At 64.2% G+C, this 16368-nt stretch carries 15 protein-coding genes and 1 other RNA gene; 7 read left to right on the forward strand and 9 right to left on the reverse strand.

Annotated elements, in window-relative coordinates; translation table 11 throughout:
* Positions 1-75 precede the first annotated feature (75 nt).
* From VK804_RS22825 to tkt, 8 genes are all read right to left on the reverse strand, one after another.
* On the reverse strand, positions 76-870 hold the full coding sequence (locus VK804_RS22825; RefSeq protein WP_325374439.1) for an inositol monophosphatase family protein: 795 nt from the start codon (positions 868-870) through the stop codon (positions 76-78).
* A gap of 96 nt (positions 871-966) precedes the next feature.
* A complete protein-coding gene (locus tag VK804_RS22830; protein WP_325374440.1) occupies positions 967-2034 on the reverse strand; it encodes an HcpA family protein in 1068 nt (355 codons plus the stop codon).
* Positions 2035-2042: 8 nt separating this feature from the next.
* Positions 2043-2723: a thiamine phosphate synthase gene (locus tag VK804_RS22835; RefSeq protein ID WP_325374441.1), complete on the reverse strand. Its 681-nt coding sequence runs from the start codon at positions 2721-2723 to the stop codon at positions 2043-2045.
* A 1-nt stretch (position 2724) separates the two neighbouring features.
* Complete coding sequence (locus VK804_RS22840) at positions 2725-3750, reverse strand: class I fructose-bisphosphate aldolase (protein WP_325374443.1); 1026 nt, start codon at positions 3748-3750, stop codon at positions 2725-2727.
* Positions 3751-3885: 135 nt separating this feature from the next.
* A complete protein-coding gene (gene fba / locus VK804_RS22845; RefSeq protein ID WP_325374445.1) occupies positions 3886-4953 on the reverse strand; it encodes a class II fructose-bisphosphate aldolase in 1068 nt (355 codons plus the stop codon).
* Between the two features lie 47 nt (positions 4954-5000).
* A complete protein-coding gene (locus tag VK804_RS22850; RefSeq protein WP_325374447.1) occupies positions 5001-6197 on the reverse strand; it encodes a phosphoglycerate kinase in 1197 nt (398 codons plus the stop codon).
* A 112-nt stretch (positions 6198-6309) separates the two neighbouring features.
* Complete coding sequence (gene gap, locus VK804_RS22855; protein WP_325374449.1) at positions 6310-7317, reverse strand: type I glyceraldehyde-3-phosphate dehydrogenase; 1008 nt, start codon at positions 7315-7317, stop codon at positions 6310-6312.
* 127 nt (positions 7318-7444) lie between these two features.
* Positions 7445-9436, reverse strand: a complete 1992-nt coding sequence (tkt, locus tag VK804_RS22860) for a transketolase (protein ID WP_325374451.1) — start codon at positions 9434-9436, stop codon at positions 7445-7447.
* Positions 9437-9770: 334 nt separating this feature from the next.
* On the opposite strand from tkt, the gene VK804_RS22865 reads away from it, so the two are divergent.
* The 5 genes from VK804_RS22865 (at position 9771) to VK804_RS22885 (ending at position 12474) form a co-directional block, all read left to right on the forward strand.
* Positions 9771-10091, forward strand: coding sequence for a DUF4164 domain-containing protein (locus tag VK804_RS22865; protein WP_325374453.1), 321 nt, complete (start codon positions 9771-9773; stop codon positions 10089-10091).
* Positions 10088-10471, forward strand: a complete 384-nt coding sequence (locus VK804_RS22870; RefSeq protein WP_325374455.1) for a cell division protein ZapA — start codon at positions 10088-10090, stop codon at positions 10469-10471. Before VK804_RS22865 ends, VK804_RS22870 begins: the two co-directional genes overlap by 4 nt.
* A 209-nt stretch (positions 10472-10680) precedes the next feature.
* A non-coding RNA gene (gene ssrS, locus VK804_RS22875) (6S RNA) lies at positions 10681-10841 on the forward strand.
* Between the two features lie 204 nt (positions 10842-11045).
* Positions 11046-11648, forward strand: coding sequence for a 5-formyltetrahydrofolate cyclo-ligase (locus VK804_RS22880; protein ID WP_325374457.1), 603 nt, complete (start codon positions 11046-11048; stop codon positions 11646-11648).
* A gap of 1 nt (position 11649) precedes the next feature.
* The gene (locus VK804_RS22885; protein ID WP_325374459.1) at positions 11650-12474 is read left to right on the forward strand and encodes a TIGR00282 family metallophosphoesterase; all 825 of its coding nucleotides are present in this window, start codon (positions 11650-11652) and stop codon (positions 12472-12474) included.
* A gap of 2 nt (positions 12475-12476) precedes the next feature.
* On the opposite strand, the gene VK804_RS22890 is transcribed toward VK804_RS22885, so the two are convergent.
* Complete coding sequence (locus tag VK804_RS22890; RefSeq protein ID WP_325374461.1) at positions 12477-14105, reverse strand: tetratricopeptide repeat protein; 1629 nt, start codon at positions 14103-14105, stop codon at positions 12477-12479.
* A 263-nt stretch (positions 14106-14368) separates the two neighbouring features.
* Here VK804_RS22890 and VK804_RS22895 point away from each other — a divergent pair, with 263 nt between their 5' ends.
* Together VK804_RS22895 and VK804_RS22900 are read left to right on the forward strand one after the other, a co-directional pair.
* Positions 14369-15796 carry a tyrosinase family protein gene (locus VK804_RS22895; protein WP_325374462.1) on the forward strand — a complete coding sequence of 476 codons (1428 nt, stop codon included), beginning with the start codon at positions 14369-14371 and terminating at the stop codon, positions 15794-15796.
* 54 nt (positions 15797-15850) lie between these two features.
* Positions 15851-16363 (forward strand): hypothetical protein, encoded by a 513-nt coding sequence (locus tag VK804_RS22900; protein ID WP_325374464.1) that lies wholly within the window; start codon positions 15851-15853, stop codon positions 16361-16363.
* The last annotated feature ends 5 nt before the right edge of the window (positions 16364-16368 follow it).

Raw genomic sequence — 16368 nt, forward strand, 5'->3', positions numbered from 1 at the left:
GGCATTCACATAGACGTAAGGGTAACTTTCGGATCCCGGCATGGCATCTCCTCCTGAGATAGGCGACGTGCCATCTTACTTCCCCAGCGGCTTTAGAATCTTCACCAGTTCGGCGTGAACGAATTCATTGCCGCAGATCACATTGCCGGTCTTGAGCGGGTCGTCGTGGCCCTCGATGCCGCTGACCATGCCGCCGGCCTCGCGCACGATGATCTGTCCGGCCGCCATGTCCCAGGCCTGCAGATTGCGCTCCCAATAGCCGTCGAGCCGTCCGGCGGCGATGAAGGCCATGTCGAGCGACGCCGCGCCGAAGCGGCGCAGGCCAGCGACCTTGTTCTGGATTTCAGCCATCTCGCAGCGCGACAATTCGTGATCGCCGCGCCCGATATGCGGCAGGCCGCAGGCGATCACGCATTCGCCGAGCTTGCGGCGGCCGGCGACGCGGATGCGCTGGTCGTTGAGGAACGCGCCCTTGCCGCGCTCGGCGATGTAGAGCTCTTCATTGGCGGGGTTGTAGATCACGCCGGCAATGATCAGGTCCTCGCGCTTGAGCGCGATCGAGATCGCAAATTGCGCAATGCCGTGCAGGAAATTGGTGGTGCCGTCGAGCGGATCGACGATCCAGGTATGGGTCTTGTCGGCGCCTTCGCGGTTGCCGCCCTCTTCGCCGATGAAGCCGTAACCGGGCCGCGCCTTGGCGAGGTCGGTGTAGATCATCTCCTCGGCGCGCTTGTCGGCGAGCGAGACGAAATTGGCCGGCCCCTTCAGCGAGACTTGCAGATTTTCGATCTCGCCGAGATCGCGATTGAGGCTGCGGCCGGCGCGGCGCGCGGCCTTGACCATGACGTTGATGACGGCTGAATGCAGCATGATCTAAGGCTCTGCGGACCTGAGCGTCAGGTCAGGAAGAATTGATGGGATTGCTCGCAGTGGGGTGCCCTGCGGTTGCCGTCGCGTCAAGGCGGATCATTTGACGCCCAACCATAGGCGCGCGGCGGCTTCCGCCTTGGCGCGATCCTCCGGGCTCAGCTTGGCCAGTTCAGCGTCGAGCACGGGGTCGCCCTTGCCCGCGGTTTTCGCGATCAGGTGCCATTTGAGGCCCTCGATCTTGTCCATCGGCACGCCCAGCCCATTGACCAGCACGAAGGCGAGGCGATTCTGCGCGATCGGACTGTTCGCCCTGGCCGCCTTCCGCAGCATCGCCACCGCGGCGGTTTCGTTCTTCGGCGTGCCGGTGCCGTTGAACAGCGCGATGGCGTATTCGACCTCGGCATCGACATTGTCGGCAAGCGAGGCCGCCCGCAGCAGCTCGACCGCTTTTTCGGGGTCCTTCGGCACGCCGGTGCCTTCCTTGTAGAAGGTCGCGAGCGCGTATTGCGCTTCCGGATTGCCGGCGTCGGCGGCCTGCCGGAACAGTTCGGCGGCGCGTTTGGCATCCTGCGGCAGCGTCTGGCCGTCGAGATAGAGCAGCGCCAGATTATAGGCGGCCTTCGGGTTGCCGAGTTTCGCCGAGGATGCCAGCAGCTTCACGGCGTCCTCGCGGTTGGCCGGCGCGCCGCGGCCCTCCAGACGCATCATCGCCAGCGCGAACATGGCCTCCCGGTCGCCGCCATCGGACGCGCGCTTGTACCAGTCGAGCGCCTTGACATAGTCGCGCTTGACGCCCAGCGCATTGGCGTAGAGTTCACCCAGCATGGTCATCGCCTTGACATCGCCGGTCGCCGCACGCTTGGTCGCCAGATCGAACGAGGTCTTGTAGTAGCCGCGCTGATAGGCGCCATAGACCAGGTCGACATTGGGATCGTCGGGCGCGGGCGCAGGCACGACGGTCGCGGTCGGCGGCACCGGCGTCGCCGCCGGTTTCGGCGCGGCGGTCTGCGCGGGCTTTTTGGCGATCGTGTGCGGTTTCGTTTTCGGCTTCGCCGCCTGCTTGGGCGCCTCGGCTGCCGGAGGCGTGAGCGAGATTTGCGCCACCGCGCTTGCCGTCCAGATCAGGGCGATCGCGAGAACCGATATCGGACGCAGGATCTTCATTTCCGGCGCTATCCCTGCTCGGCGCCGGCTTTGCCGGCAACCGCGTGATACGCTTGCCGGATCGCCTGCTCGATCCCGGCAAGCGCCGCCGCAGGCCCGCGCGGATCGTTCCAGATCAAATCGCCGGCCAGGATGAAATCCGCGCCCGCCGCGGCGAACTCATAAGCCTCCTTGCGCGAGGCGGCAAAGCCGACACAGGGCGGCTCGAACAGCTCGGCCCACCATTGCAGGCGCTCGGCGATGGCCTCCATCGAGGGCCGCTGTCCCAGCGCATCGGGTTCGCCGAACAGCACGTAATCCGCGCCTATCTCGCCTGCGGTCATCGAATCGTGCCGCGTCGCGAGGCCGCCGACGCCGGCGATGCGGTCGGGCTTCAGCGACGGCAGCGCCTCCTGCAGCGCCGCGATACCGGTCAGATGCGCCCCATCGGCGCCGGCACGCGCGACCAGTTCGACACGACCGTCGAGCAAGAGCGCCGCGCCGCTGTCCTGCACCGCCGACGCCAGTGCCTTTGCCTGCGAGATCATGCTGCGCTGGTCGACAGGTTTCAGCCGGACCAGCACCGCTGCGACATCGGCCGTGGCAAGCAGCCCCGGCAGGCTTGCGATCAAAGGCTGCGGATCGTCCAGCTCCGGTGTCGCGAGATAGATCCGCGGCACCGGGCGGGCGGGAACGGATTTGGTGGCCAACCTATGCCGCCTTCTTTTCCAGCTCGGCCTGCCATTCGCCCTTGCTCGCGAGCGAATTCATCTGCGCCCGGTGGCTGAAGGCGCGCTGGCCGGCGGCGACATTTTCGGATCTGCCCGACCACGCCTTCTGCGGCGCCGCCTGCAGCGCGCGGCCGTAGGAGAAGGTCAGCGGCCAGGGCAGGCCGCCGATGGCGTTCATGGCGTTGAGATGCGCGGTCGCCTCCTCGTCGGACTGCCCGCCCGAGAGGAAGGCGATGCCGGGAACGGCGGCGGGCACGCAGTTCTTCAACAGCCGAACGGTTTTCTCCGCGACCTCCTCGACGGACGCCTGCTTTGCGCTTTTCTTGCCGGAGACGACCATGTTGGGCTTCAGCACCATGCCTTCCAGCGCGACGCGCTGCACCCGCAGCTCCTGGAAGGTCTTGTTGAGAACGCGTTTGGTGACCTCGTAACAGCGCTCGATGTCGTGATCGCCGTCCATCAACACTTCCGGTTCCACGATGGGCACGATCTGCGCGGCCTGGCATAGCGCCGCGTAACGCGCCAGCGCATGGGCATTGACGTCGATCGCGGTCATGGTGGGGATGTTCTGACCGATATCGATCACCGCGCGCCATTTCGCAAAGCGTGCGCCGGCGTCGTAATATTTCTTCAGCCGCTCGGCGAGCCGGTCGAGCCCAACGGTGACCAATTCCCCGGGGCAGTTCGGCAGTGGTTGCGTTCCCTCGTCGACCTTGATGCCGGGGATCGCGCCGGCCTGCTCGATCAGCTTGACCAGCGGGGTGCCGTCCTTCGCCTTCTGCCAGATGGTCTCGTCATAGAGGATGACGCCGGAAATATACCGGCTCATCGCCTCAGACGAGCGGAACAGCATTTCGCGATAGTCGCGGCGGCTGTCCTCGGTCGAGGCCACGTTGATGGCGTCGAAACGCTTCTTGATGGTGCCGGTCGATTCGTCGGCGGCGAGGATGCCCTTGCCCGGCGCGACCATGGCGCGAGCGACTTTGTTGAGATCGGCGAGATTCATCGATGCTTCCTCCGCAAGCACGGTTGATTTGCAGGCCAAACTAGACGGTTCTCGGGCAAACCCCAAGATTACTTTGCGAGGAAAACTTGCGCGGGCGCGAGGCGGAACAGCCGTCCGCCCGGGAGGCGCCGCCGGTCATGCGACTTTCGGATCAAGCTCGCCCTTGACGTAGCGCTTGGCCATCTCGGCGGTGGTCAGGACCTTCTTGATCTTGCTGGCTTGCCCCGCGGTATTGAATTCCTGCAGCCGCTGTTTGCAGAGTTTTGCCATCGCTTCCATCGCGGGTTTGAGATATTTGCGCGGATCGAACTCTTCCGGGTTCTCGTGCAGTACTTTCCTGATTTGCCCGGTCATCGCCATGCGGTTGTCGGTGTCGATGTTGATCTTGCGGACGCCATTCTTGATACCGCGCTGGATCTCGGACACCGGCACGCCCCAGGTCTCTTTCATCTTGCCGCCATTGGCGTTGATGATCTCCTGCAGGTCCTGCGGCACCGAGGAGGAACCGTGCATCACCAGGTGCATGTTCGGCAGCTTGCGGTGGATTTCCTCGATCACGTTCATGGCGAGGATATCGCCGTCGGGTTTGCGGGTGAACTTGTAGGCGCCGTGCGAGGTGCCCATCGCGATCGCCAGCGCGTCGACTTTCGTCTCCTTGACGAATTTCACGGCCTCGTCCGGATTGGTCAGCAACTGGTCGTGGGAGAGTTTTCCCTCCGCGCCGTGGCCGTCTTCCTTGTCGCCCATGCCGGTCTCGAGCGAGCCGAGCACGCCGAGTTCGCCTTCCACCGAAATGCCGCCGAGATGGGCCATGCTGGTGACGGTTTTGGTGACGCCTACATTGTAGTCCCAGTCGGCCGGCGTCTTGCCGTCGGTCTTCAGGGAGCCGTCCATCATCACCGAGGTGAAGCCGGCCTGGATCGCGGTCATGCAGGTGTCGGGGCCGTTGCCGTGGTCGAGATGCACGCAGACCGGGATCTGCGGATAGATTTCGGTCACCGCGTCCATCATGTGTTTCAGCATGATGTCGTTGGCGTAGGACCGCGCGCCGCGCGAGGCCTGGATGATGACCGGGGCGTTGAGCGAGGAGGCGGCATCCATGATCGCCAGCGCCTGCTCCATATTGTTGATGTTGAAGGCCGGCACGCCGTAATCGTGCTCCGCCGCATGGTCGAGCAATTGACGCAACGTGATCCGAGCCATCTGTCCTGTTCTCCGCGTTGGGGCCGAAAGCCCAAAATGCCTTAAAGTCAGCCTATTCTCAAAACCTCGACGCCGGGCAAGGGTTTTCCCTCCATCCATTCAAGAAACGCGCCGCCGGCGGTCGAGACATAGCTGAAATCCTGGGCAACGCCGGCCTGGTTCAGCGCCGCCACCGTGTCCCCGCCACCGGCGACCGAAATCAGCTTCTTCGCCTTGGTGCGGGCCGCGGCATGCCTTGCCGCCACCACGGTGCCGTGGTCGAACGGGGCCAGCTCGAAGGCCCCCAGCGGGCCGTTCCAGACCAGCGTCGCGGCGTCGTCGATGGCTGCGATAATGCGCACGATCGATTGCGGACCGACGTCGAGGATCATGCCCTCGGCCGGGATCGCATCGAGGCCGTAGGCGTGCGACGGCGCATGGGCCGCGAATTGAAACGCGACCACGCCATCGACCGGCAGGATGATGGCGCAATTGGCGGCTTCCGCCTTCTCCATGATGCGCAGCGCGGTCGCCGCCAGATCCTTCTCCGCCAGCGACTTGCCGATCGGGACGCCTTGCGCATGCAGGAAAGTGTTGGCCATGCCGCCGCCGATCACCAGCGCGTCGACCTTGCGGACGAGATTTTCCAAAAGGTCGATCTTGGTCGAAACCTTGGCGCCGCCGATGATCGCGATCACGGGCTTGGCCGGATGGTCCAGCGCCTTGCCCAGCGCGTCGAGTTCGGCCTGCATGGTGCGCCCGGCATAGGCCGGCAAGACGTAGCCGAGGCCTTCGGTCGAGGCATGGGCGCGGTGCGCCGCCGAGAAGGCGTCGTTGACCCAGATGTCGCCTAGCTTTGCGAGCTCCGCGACAAAGGCCGGATCGTTCTTTTCTTCTTCTTTATGGAAGCGGGTATTTTCGAGACAAAGGACGTCGCCATCCTTCATCGCGGCGACAGCGTTTTGCGCCGACACGCCGATGCAGTCATCGGCGAAGGCGATCGGCTTGCCGATCACCTTCGACAGTTCAGCGGCGACCGGTTTCAGCGATTCCTTGGGATCGCGTCCCTTGGGGCGGCCGAAATGCGCGAGCAGGATGACCTTGCCGCCCTTGCCGGAAATCTCGGTGATGGTGGGCGCGACGCGTTCGAGCCTTGTTGTATCGGTGACGCGGCCGTCTTCCATCGGAACGTTGAGGTCGACGCGCAGCAAGACGCGCTTGCCCTTCACGTCGACGTCATCGAGGGTCCGGAATGGTTTGGTCATGCCACGCTTTCCACGTCATGGCCGGGCTTGTCCCGGCCATCCACGTCTTTAATGCCAAGAACGAAGACGTGGATGCCCGGCACAAGGCCGGGCATGACGGCAAAATTATTTCTTACAGCAGCTTCCCCATCGCCACGGCGGTGTCGGACATGCGGTTGGAAAAGCCCCATTCATTGTCGTACCAGGCCATCACCCGCACCAGCGTGCCGTTCTGCACCTTGGTCTGGTCCATGTGGAAAGTGGCGGAATGCGGATCGTGGTTGAAGTCGATCGAGACGTTGGGAAAATTGGTGTAGGCTAGGATGCCCTTGAGCTGCTGCTCGCTCGCACGCTTCATCGCCTCGTTGATTTCCTTGGCGTCGGTTGCGCGCTTGGCGACGATCTTCAGGTCGATCACCGAGACGTTCGGCACCGGCACGCGGATCGAGACGCCGTCGAGCTTGCCCTTCAGTTCCGGCAGCACCAGGCCGATGGCTTTCGCCGCACCCGTCGAGGTCGGGATCATCGACATCGCCGCGGCGCGGCCGCGATAGAGATCCTTGTGCAGGGTATCCAGCGTCGGCTGGTCGCCGGTATAGGCGTGGATCGTGGTCATGAAGCCGGTCTCGATGCCGACGCTGTCGTTCAGGACTTTGGCCACCGGCGCGAGGCAGTTGGTGGTGCAGGAGCCGTTGGAGACCACGAGCTGATCCCTGGTCAGCGTGTCGTGGTTGACGCCGTAGACGATGGTCGCGTCGGCGTTCTCGCCCGGCGCCGAAATCAGCACGCGCTTGGCGCCGGCGGTCAAATGCGCGGAAGCCTTGTCCTTCGCGGTGAAGATGCCGGTGCATTCCATCCCGATGTCGACCCCGAGTTCCTTCCACGGCAGCTTTGAGGGATCACGCTCGGCCGAAACCTTGATCTTGCCGTTGCCGACACTGATCGAATCGCCTTCGACGGTGACGGTGCCGGGGAAGCGGCCATGCACGGAATCGAAGCGCAGCAAATGCGCGTTGGTCTCGACCGGGCCGAGATCGTTGATCCCGACGATTTCGATATCTTTGCGGCCGGATTCGGCGATCGCCCGCAGCACGTTACGGCCGATTCGGCCAAATCCGTTGATTCCGACCCGGATTGCCATTCAACTTCTCCTCAAAGGTTCCAAGATCCCGTGCTTTGCGGCCCGTTGGCCGGTTCCCGGGCCATTTTCATGGCCCTGAAGGGCGCTGACGCTGCAATGCATCATAATCCCGAATGTTCCGGTAACGCTACTTCCCATTCGCGCGCTTCGACGCAGCCTCGACCACCGCCTCGGCCGTGATCCCGAAATGCGGGTAGAGATCCTTGGCCGGCGCGCTGGCGCCAAAACTGTGCATGCCGATAAAAATCCCGTCCGGCCCGATCACCGCGTCCCAGCCGAACCGGACCGCAGCCTCGATCGCGACCTTGACCGGGGCATTTCCGATGATCGCCTTGCGGCGGTCTGCCGGCTGCTCCAGCAGCAATTCCAGCGAGGGCACCGACACCACGCGGGTCGCAATGCCGCGTCCGGCTAGCTGCTTCTGGGCGGCGACGGCGATTTCGACCTCGGAGCCCGAGGCGTAGATCGAGACTTTGGCCTCGCCCTGGGCGGCGATCAGTTCATAGGCACCGTGGCTGCACAAATTCTCGGCGCTCGCGGTGGTGCGCACCGGGGTGAGGTTTTGGCGCGACAGCGCCAGCACGGTCGGACCGGTGAGCTTCTCCAGCGCCAGCTGCCAGCATTCGGCGGTCTCGACCGCGTCGGCTGGGCGGAACAGGCGCATGTTCGGCATCGCCCTGAGCGCCGCCAGGTGCTCGACCGGCTGGTGCGTCGGACCGTCCTCGCCGAGCCCGATCGAATCATGGGTCATGATGTAGACCACCGGTGCATGCGACAGCGCCGAAATCCGCATCGCGCCGCGCGCATAGTCGGTGAAGCACAGGAAAGTGCCGCCGGCCGGCGCAAAACCGCCATGGGTCGCGAGGCCGTTCATCGCCCCGGCCATCCCCATCTCGCGGATGCCATAATGGATGTAGCGGCCGGAAAAATCGTCCGGCGTCACTTCCTTCAGGCCCTTGGTGCGGGTGTTGTTGGAGGGCGTCAGATCCGCCGAGCCGAGCACGAGTTCCGGCATCAGCGGCACCAGCACGTCGAGCGCCAGCTCGCTCGCCTTGCGGGTGGCGACCGTCGGCGGCTCGGCTATGAGTTTCTCCTTCAGCTTGCGGATGGTTTCGGCAAGGCCTCCGGGGCGCGTGCGCTCGATCACGCGGCGGGTGAATTCGGCCCGCGCGGCGTCGGGCTTGGCCTCGAAGCGGCTGTTCCAGTCGGCGTGGGCGCTTTGGCCCTGCTTGCCGACATTGCGCCAGGCCGCCAGCACGTCGTCGGGAATTTCGAACGGGCCGTAATTCCAGCCCAACGCCTTCTTGGCCTCCAGCAGTTCCTCGGCGCCAAGCGGTTCGCCATGGGCCTTGTTGGTGCCGGCCTTGTGCGGCGCGCCGAAGCCGATCGTGGTCTTGCAGGCGATCAGCGAGGGACGGTCGGAACTCTGCGCTTTGGTGATGGCATCCGCGATGGCCTTCTGATCGTGGCCGTCGATCCGGACCGCATTCCAGCCATGCGCCTTGAAGCGCGCCACCTGGTCGACATTGTCGGTCAGCGTGATCGGGCCGTCGATGGTGATGCCGTTGTCGTCATAGAGGAAGATCAGCTTCTTGAGCCTGAGATGTCCGGCGAGCGACAGCGCCTCATGGCTGACGCCTTCCATCAGATCGCCGTCGGAGCACAGCACATAGGTGTAGTGATCGACGATATCCTCGCCGAACTCCGCCGCCAGCAGCCGCTCGGCCAAAGCCGAGCCGACCGAGAAGGCGACGCCCTGGCCGAGCGGGCCGGTGGTGGTCTCGACGCCGGAGGTGAGGACATTCTCGGGATGGCCGGGAGTAATGGAACCGAGCTGGCGGAAACGCTTGATCTGGTCGAGCGTCATTTCCGCGTTGCCGGTGAGATACAGCACTGCATAGAGCAGCATCGAACCGTGCCCGGCCGAAAGGATGAAGCGGTCGCGGTCCGGCCATTTCGGATCGGCGGCGTCGAATTTCAGGAACTGCGTGAACAGCACGGTGGCGATGTCGGCGGCGCCCATCGGCAGGCCGGGATGGCCGGAATTGGCCTTTTGCACGGCATCCATCGCAAGGGCCCGGATTGCATTGGCCATACGGGAGTGATCGACGCGCGTCATGATGAAATCCGCCTGAAATGAGAGGCTTGGCAGCGATCCGCCGGATGAAGCGGACAGCCTCGGCACGAGCCTGCTGGCAACGGGAAGCGAGGGCTGGATAGCATCCCGGTTCCATTGAGTCCAAGCAGTCAAACGCGCCAGGGGTGGGAAAAGTTGCTTTGCGGTGCATAGCTTGCAAGCGGCGTTGCGCTGGCCCCGCCGGCCACGTAAATTTCCCCGTCTAAGCGCTTGCTGAGCCGGGAGATTCCCGGCGCGGCCGGCGCATGATCCGGAAAAGTGGGAACCGGTTTTCCGAAAAGATCATGCTCAAACAACCAAGGGTCAGCACCTTCGAATGAACGATCGCCCCGCCAACGGTTCGGGCAATTCAGAGCTCTCATCGGCCGATATCGATGCCGCGACACGACGGCTGATGACGGCGCTGGAAGCGCTGGAAAGCGCGGTCGAGCGGCGCCGCGAGGCCGACCGCGACGAGAACGAGCTGGCGAGCCGGATCCAGGCGCTCGGCGCCGATCGCTCGCGGCTCGCCGACGAACTCGACGGCTCGCTGGTGAAATCGCGGCGGCTCGAGCGCGTCAATCGCGAGATCGCAGAAAGGCTCGATGCCGCGATCGGCACCATCCGCGAGGTGCTGTCGGCCGGAGAGGAGACATGAACCACATCAACGTCACCATCAACGGCCGGCAGTACCGGATGGCCTGCGAGGACGGGCAGGAGGCGCGGCTGTTGACGCTCGCCGACAACCTCGAATCGCGGATCGGACAGTTGCGCGGCAAATTCGGCGAGATCGGCGATGCGCGGCTGACCGTGATGGCGGCGCTGACGGTGTGCGACGAGTTGCTCGACGCCGGCCAGCGGCTCCGCCAGCTCGAGGAGGAAGTCAGGGAGTTGCGCAGCGTCCGTGCCGCGTCCGCCGACCGCGCGCGGGTGACGCAGACCGCGGTCGCCAACGCGCTCAACGCCGCCGCCGACCGCATCGAGCGCACCACGCAAATCCTCAACCGCACCATCGGCGGCGGTGTCGCGATCGGGTAGCCGTTGCTTCCTCTGTCATTGCGAGCCAACGGGTCGCGCGAACGCGCGCCCGATGACAGGCTCCGCGAAGCAATCCATAGCGGCGCAGTGGAAGTATGGATTGCTTCGTCGCAAGGGCTCCTCGCAATGACGGGAGAAGGTCCCAATCTGCCGGCCGAAGCCCAGCCTTAACGCTGGCGGTTTGGTTCCATCGTGGTTACATTGCCCCCGCGAAGCTGTGTCGCGCGTCAGGAGCCATATATCCCCGGGGCCTTATCGATCCTTCAGGGAACTGTCCCTGGCCAGGTCCGTGGACTTGGTCACATGGTGCCCACCTACTTTCGTAGGGAACTCCGGGATCGAGCGCTCCAACGGCCATCGCGGCTTCGCACTTTTGTTTCTTGTTCTGTTGCAAACATTGTTCTTGGCCGGGCTCGTTAGTTGTCGTTATGCCCGGGCTTGCCCGCCTTCGCTAAAGCTTCGGCGGACTAACACAGGAATGCCCGGCGAAGCCTTGGCGCAGCCGGGTCCCGAGCATCCACGTCTTTGATTTGCGCAACCAAGCAAGTCGTGGATGGCCGGGACAAGCCCGGCCATGACGGTGAGTGCCAATCCCTTGGATTCCTCGGTCACATCGAAATCAAGCTTGCGCACCGCGGCGTTGGCGGCGCGCGATGCGTTGAGCGAGACGGAGCGCGCCGCCGCGGCGCAGGCACTGGCCGCGCGCGGACTGCCGATGGAAATGAAACCCGGCGCCGTCGTCGCCGGCTATTCGCCGATCCGAAGCGAACTCGACCCGACGCCCCTGATGCAGGCGCTCGCCAGCCAAGGCGCAAGGCTGGCGCTGCCGGTGATTACCGCGCGCGGCCGATCGCTGATCTTCCGCCGCTTTCATCCCGGCGACCGGTTGCTGCCGGGCCCGCTCGGCATCCTGGAGCCGTCGCCAGCGGCGGCCGAAATCCATCCCGACATCGTGCTGGTGCCGCTCGCGGCCTTCGACCGCACCGGCCACCGCATCGGCTATGGTGCCGGTCACTACGACCGCACGCTGGCGCATCTGCACAAATCGAAAGGGTTTGTGGCAATCGGGCTGGCCTTTTCGGGCCAGCAAGTCGACGCTGTGCCGGCGCTGCAGCACGACGTGCCCCTGGATTATGTGCTAACGGAAACGAAAGCGTTCGATTTCCGGAGTCCGTGATTTGCGCATTCTCTTCGTCGGTGACGTGGTCGGCAGGACCGGACGCACCGCTGTTTCCGAACATCTGCCTGGCCTGATCCGCGACTTCCGTCTCGATCTCGTCGTCGTCAATGGCGAGAACTCTGCCGGCGGTTTTGGCATCACGGAAGCGATCTACCAGGAATTCCTCGATGCCGGCGCCGACGCAGTCACGCTCGGCAACCATTCATGGGACCAGCGCGAGGCGCTGGTATTCATCGAGCGGGCGCCGCGGCTGATCCGCCCGGCGAATTTTCCGAGGGGCGCGCCCGGCCGCGGCTCGGCGCTGGTCGACACCAAAGGTGGCCAGCGCGCGCTGGTCGTCAACGCCATCGGCCGCGTCTTCATGACGCCATTCGACGATCCCTTCGCGGTGCTTGCCCGCGAACTCGAAGCCTGCCCGCTGCGGCAGGCCGCCGACGCCATCGTGGTCGATTTCCATGGCGAGGCGTCCAGCGAGAAGCAAGGTATCGGCTTCTTCTGCGACGGCCGCGCCTCTCTCGTCGTCGGCACCCATACCCATGTGCCGACCGCCGACCACCAGATCCTCGCAGGCGGCACCGCCTACATGACCGACGCCGGCATGACCGGCGATTACGATTCGATCATCGGCATGCAGAAGGAAGAACCGCTGCGGCGCTTTACCACCGGCATCCCCTCGGGGCGATTCGAACCGGCGGCGGGGGCTGCAACGCTCAGCGGCGTCGCGGTCGAGACCGACGATGCGACGGGGCTCGCGCTCAGGATCGCGCCGGTGCGGATCGGGGGCAGGCTGGAGCCTACGCTGCCGGGATTTTGGGTGGGGTAGGGCTAGCGGCCGGCGCGCTCTCGCAACATGGCCTCGAAGGCGGTCTTGATGACGCGGACGAAGGGATCCTTGTAGGGGAATTCCGCATTGTCGTCGTGCACCAGCATCGAGGCATTGACCTCGAACACGACGAGATTGCCTTGTGGATCGAGCCCGCAGTCGATGCCGAAATAATCCAGTCCGACGCGTTCGCGCACCGTGCGCAGCGCCTGAAAATTGCCGGCGCTGAACACCGCGCCGGGATTGGCCAGAAATGCCGCTTCCTCCCGCTGCATCCAGGGCTGGCCGGCCATGTCCGTCGAGACGTGGTGCACCTTCCAGTCGTTTCCGATCGCCAGATGGTAGGGCAGGATCTCGTCGCCGACGAAGATGAAGCGGTATTTCCGGAAATGGCCGTCGCTGGACGCGTAGTCGATGAATTCGATGACGTAGTGGTCGTCCTTTGGACGCCGCGCGAGAAATTGCGCGAGCTCATCGAGGCTCTCGACTTTCTCGAAGTCGTCGCCGCCATGGGTGCCGGCCGGCCGGGCGAGAAGCGGGAACGCGAACGGCAGCCGCGCCGCAAGTGCTGTGACGGAAACCTCGGTGCCGGCATCGAGGCGCAGGATGCGGGGAACGCGGCAGCCGGGGATACCCGAAAGCAGATCGGCTACCGCATCGCGCGTCGTGCGCATGATCCTGCCCGGGGCGTTGACGACAGGCTTGCCGAGCCGGTCGGCGAGATGCGTGGCCACCGGCAGCATCGCCGCGGCCTGGTCGGCATCGGAAATCAGGTTGATGACGACGTCGATGTCCCCGGGCGGAGGGCTGTCGGGCTCGCCGGGACCGAACAACGCCACCGTATCGATGTCGTAGGTCGCGTCCTTGAACAGGTACAGGATCGGCGTGTTGCCGCTGAAGGGAGCGTAGATCGCGAGCATGCGAAAATCCGGCGGCGTCTTGATCGCCCGTCGCCGGACCAGCGGCCGGATTTGCGTGGCGGCGGCGTAGGCGGCCGCGGCGGCATCGAGGTCGCCGGCCTTGTACCTGACGCCGCCGATCCAGTAGCGGCTGTCGGCATCGTCCGGGTCCAGCGCGATCGCCTGTTCGAAATGCCGGATCGCCGATTCCATCTCGTTCAGCTCGAAGCAGACCTTGCCGAGCAGGTAGTGGATCTGGCCGGCCTGCGGCCGTTCCGCCTGCAATTCCTGCAGCAATGCCCTGGCCGTCGGATATTGCTTGGTCGCCATCATGGCCTCGACCAGATGGGTGCGCGCCTCCCAATGTGTCGGCGTCAGCTTCAGCGCCTCAAGGTAAAGCGGAATGGCCTCGTGGGCCCGGCCGGTCCGGAGCTGCACGTCGGCGAGATCGTACCAGCAGGACGCAAGCTGAGGCATGAGCTGCAGCGCGGCCTTGTAGTTTCCGGACGCCAGCGTGAGACGGCCGCACCGCTTGTAGGCAGTGCCGAGCTCGGCGTGCAGGCCGGCTATCGTTTCGGAATCGACCGAATCCCTGCCGGCCGCATCGAGCCCGGCCTGCAGGGCGGCGATGGCTTCGTCGATCCTGCCGGCCGCGTAATGCTCCCGTCCGCGCTGCAGATGCCGGGCCGCCGTCGAAGGAGGGGGCTCGGCGGTGAAGGCGGTTGCGGTCACGGTCGTACCCTCGGCGAGAATCGGTGACGCCCATGGTAGACAAAACCGATTCCAGCGCCCGCCATCGCCAACCGCCGGCGGGCTAAAATTTTCGTAATCTTATGAGCCCGTCGCACGGAACGGCGCTGGCCTGTTCCAATCCAACGGCCTTTCGGGAACGCGCTATTGTCGATGACATCAGGCGCTATTGTTGATACAACTTGTGAATGAAAAGTATTTTCGTACTCTGCCGGTTTTATTGCGCGAACTCATAGGAGAGAACAATGCTGTCCCGTCGTCATTTAATGCTGGGCGCCTCTGTCGCGCTGGCCGCACCGCACATCATCCGCAGCCCGGCGATCGCAGCTAATCCGATCGTGCGGCGCGATGTCATGGATATGGCCGCATCCGATCGCTTCTTCTCGGACTATGGCAAGGCCGTGGCGGAAATGCACAAGCTGAAGGACGGCCGCAACTGGTCCGCTCAAGCGCGTATCCATGCGGACAATTGTCACCATGGCGAGGTGGAATTCCTGCACTGGCACCGGAATTACATCCGGTTCTTTGAAAAGATATGCGCCAAATTCAGTGGAAATCCCGACTTCGCGCTGCCGTACTGGAATTGGTCCAAGAACGCGGGGCGGATTCCGGCGCCGTTCTTCGACCGGCCGGAGCTCAATGTCGAACACTGGAACGATCCGGGACAATATGTCGGCAAGGCGTGGGGCCGGATCGACACCGTCGGGCGCCGGGGATTGGACAAGACTCATGGGCTGATGGACGATCCGACCCGAGGCGGCGCCTTTACATTGGCCAACATCAACGCGATCAAACGGCTGCCATCGATTGACAAGTTCCACCCCGCGCTGGAGGGCCAGCCGCACAACACCGGTCACGTCATCGCCGGCGCGACCAAATCGGGCAAGGGTGGCCATATCGGAAGCGGGTTGTCGCCGCTCGACCCGATATTCTGGCTGCATCACTGTATGGTCGATCGGGTATGGGCGGAGTGGCAAAAGTCGGGACACGTCACCCCTGACCCGAAAAGCGACTATTCAGGGCAATTCTTCGAAGCAGACGGCGCGCCGGCGAAGGCCAACAGCACCGACGTCATGGACATCGCAAACCTCGGCTATACCTACGACATCTTTCAGCGGCCGGTGTCCGGATTCGAATCGGTGCAAGTGGATGCCAAGAAGATCGATGATCTGAAGCAATTGCTGCAGCCCGGTGCCGCTCAGTCCATCGGCTCTGCCGCGTATGCCGGCGTTTCGCGGGTCAATGCGGCCACTTCGATCGACGTCGCGGCGCCTTCGATCGCGAGCCGCGTCACGCAGCTTCAGGCACTGGAGTCGGCTACGGGAACCACCGGCGGGCAGCACGTTTTGGCGGTGTTGAGCGACATCGTGCCGCCTGAAAAGGACGACCTGGTGGTCAACGTATTCGTCAATTGCCCCTATTTGTCCCCTTCCACGCCCGCGAGCGATCCGCACTATGCCGGGACGTTCAGCTTCTTCGGCGCTTCGAAGGACATGCAGGGGATGAGCGGAATGCATTCGGCGACCTATGTCGTTGATATCACCGAGGCGGTCCGTCAGGCCGGTTTGGCCGACGACAAGGTCAGGGTTCAGCTGATGCCGTTGACGGCCGCCGCCGGGGCCGAATCCGGTTCGACGTTCAAGGTCGGCAAAGTGGAGATCGTCAGCGTCTAGCGACCTTGAGAAGCATTCCGGGCAACCTATCTGGGAGGGCAGAGGTTCTAACGCATGTCTCGCGCCGTTCAGGTTCTGTTGCTTGGCGTGGCCATATCGGCTGCCGCGGTTGCAGGGCGTGAGGGCCGCGCGCAGGGCGGCAGCGCATGCGGCGCCGAACCGCGAGAGGGCGGAAGCGTGAATGCGCAGTCAGCGATAGCTACGCCGCAACAGCCGGCCCGCATCGTCCCCCAGGACGGCCCGTCCCTGACTTCGGAATCGCCGGCCCTGCGGCTTACCTTGCGTCCGACCGCAACGGATGCCGACGTACCTTTCCTGGTCCAGGTGTTCACCAAGGATCTCTGCGGCAACAGCGAAACTGGGCCGGGGCAGTTATTGGGAGTGGTGTCGTTCTTTCCGGCGACGATCGGCAAAAGCCAGGAATTCGTATTGCCGGCCCCGGCACAGGGATTTCCCTCGACCGCCAGCCAGAACATCGAGATAACGATCAAGCTCATTCCCGCCAATTCGGTTCGCGAACTGCAACACGCCTCGCTCGAGGTCGTGAAGGCACGCTTCGCCGAATAGTTCAG

The sequence above is a fragment of the Bradyrhizobium sp. genome, assembly GCF_035484855.1.
GTDB lineage: Bacteria > Pseudomonadota > Alphaproteobacteria > Rhizobiales > Xanthobacteraceae > Bradyrhizobium.

Bases quoted from the DNA above. Each gene is read 5' to 3' on its own strand.
- VK804_RS22825 (WP_325374439.1), bottom strand. From the start codon at position 870: ATGCTGCATTCAGCCGTCATCAACGTCATGGTCAAGGCCGCGCGCCGC.
- VK804_RS22830 (WP_325374440.1), bottom strand. From the start codon at position 2,034: ATGAAGATCCTGCGTCCGATATCGGTTCTCGCGATCGCCCTGATCTGG.
- VK804_RS22840 (WP_325374443.1), bottom strand. From the start codon at position 3,750: ATGAATCTCGCCGATCTCAACAAAGTCGCTCGCGCCATGGTCGCGCCG.
- fba (WP_325374445.1), bottom strand. From the start codon at position 4,953: ATGGCTCGGATCACGTTGCGTCAATTGCTCGACCATGCGGCGGAGCAC.
- VK804_RS22850 (WP_325374447.1), bottom strand. From the start codon at position 6,197: ATGACCAAACCATTCCGGACCCTCGATGACGTCGACGTGAAGGGCAAG.
- gap (WP_325374449.1), bottom strand. From the start codon at position 7,317: ATGGCAATCCGGGTCGGAATCAACGGATTTGGCCGAATCGGCCGTAAC.
- tkt (WP_325374451.1), bottom strand. From the start codon at position 9,436: ATGACGCGCGTCGATCACTCCCGTATGGCCAATGCAATCCGGGCCCTT.
- VK804_RS22865 (WP_325374453.1), top strand. From the start codon at position 9,771: ATGAACGATCGCCCCGCCAACGGTTCGGGCAATTCAGAGCTCTCATCG.
- VK804_RS22870 (WP_325374455.1), top strand. From the start codon at position 10,088: ATGAACCACATCAACGTCACCATCAACGGCCGGCAGTACCGGATGGCC.
- VK804_RS22880 (WP_325374457.1), top strand. From the start codon at position 11,046: ATGACGGTGAGTGCCAATCCCTTGGATTCCTCGGTCACATCGAAATCA.
- VK804_RS22895 (WP_325374462.1), top strand. From the start codon at position 14,369: ATGCTGTCCCGTCGTCATTTAATGCTGGGCGCCTCTGTCGCGCTGGCC.
- VK804_RS22900 (WP_325374464.1), top strand. From the start codon at position 15,851: ATGTCTCGCGCCGTTCAGGTTCTGTTGCTTGGCGTGGCCATATCGGCT.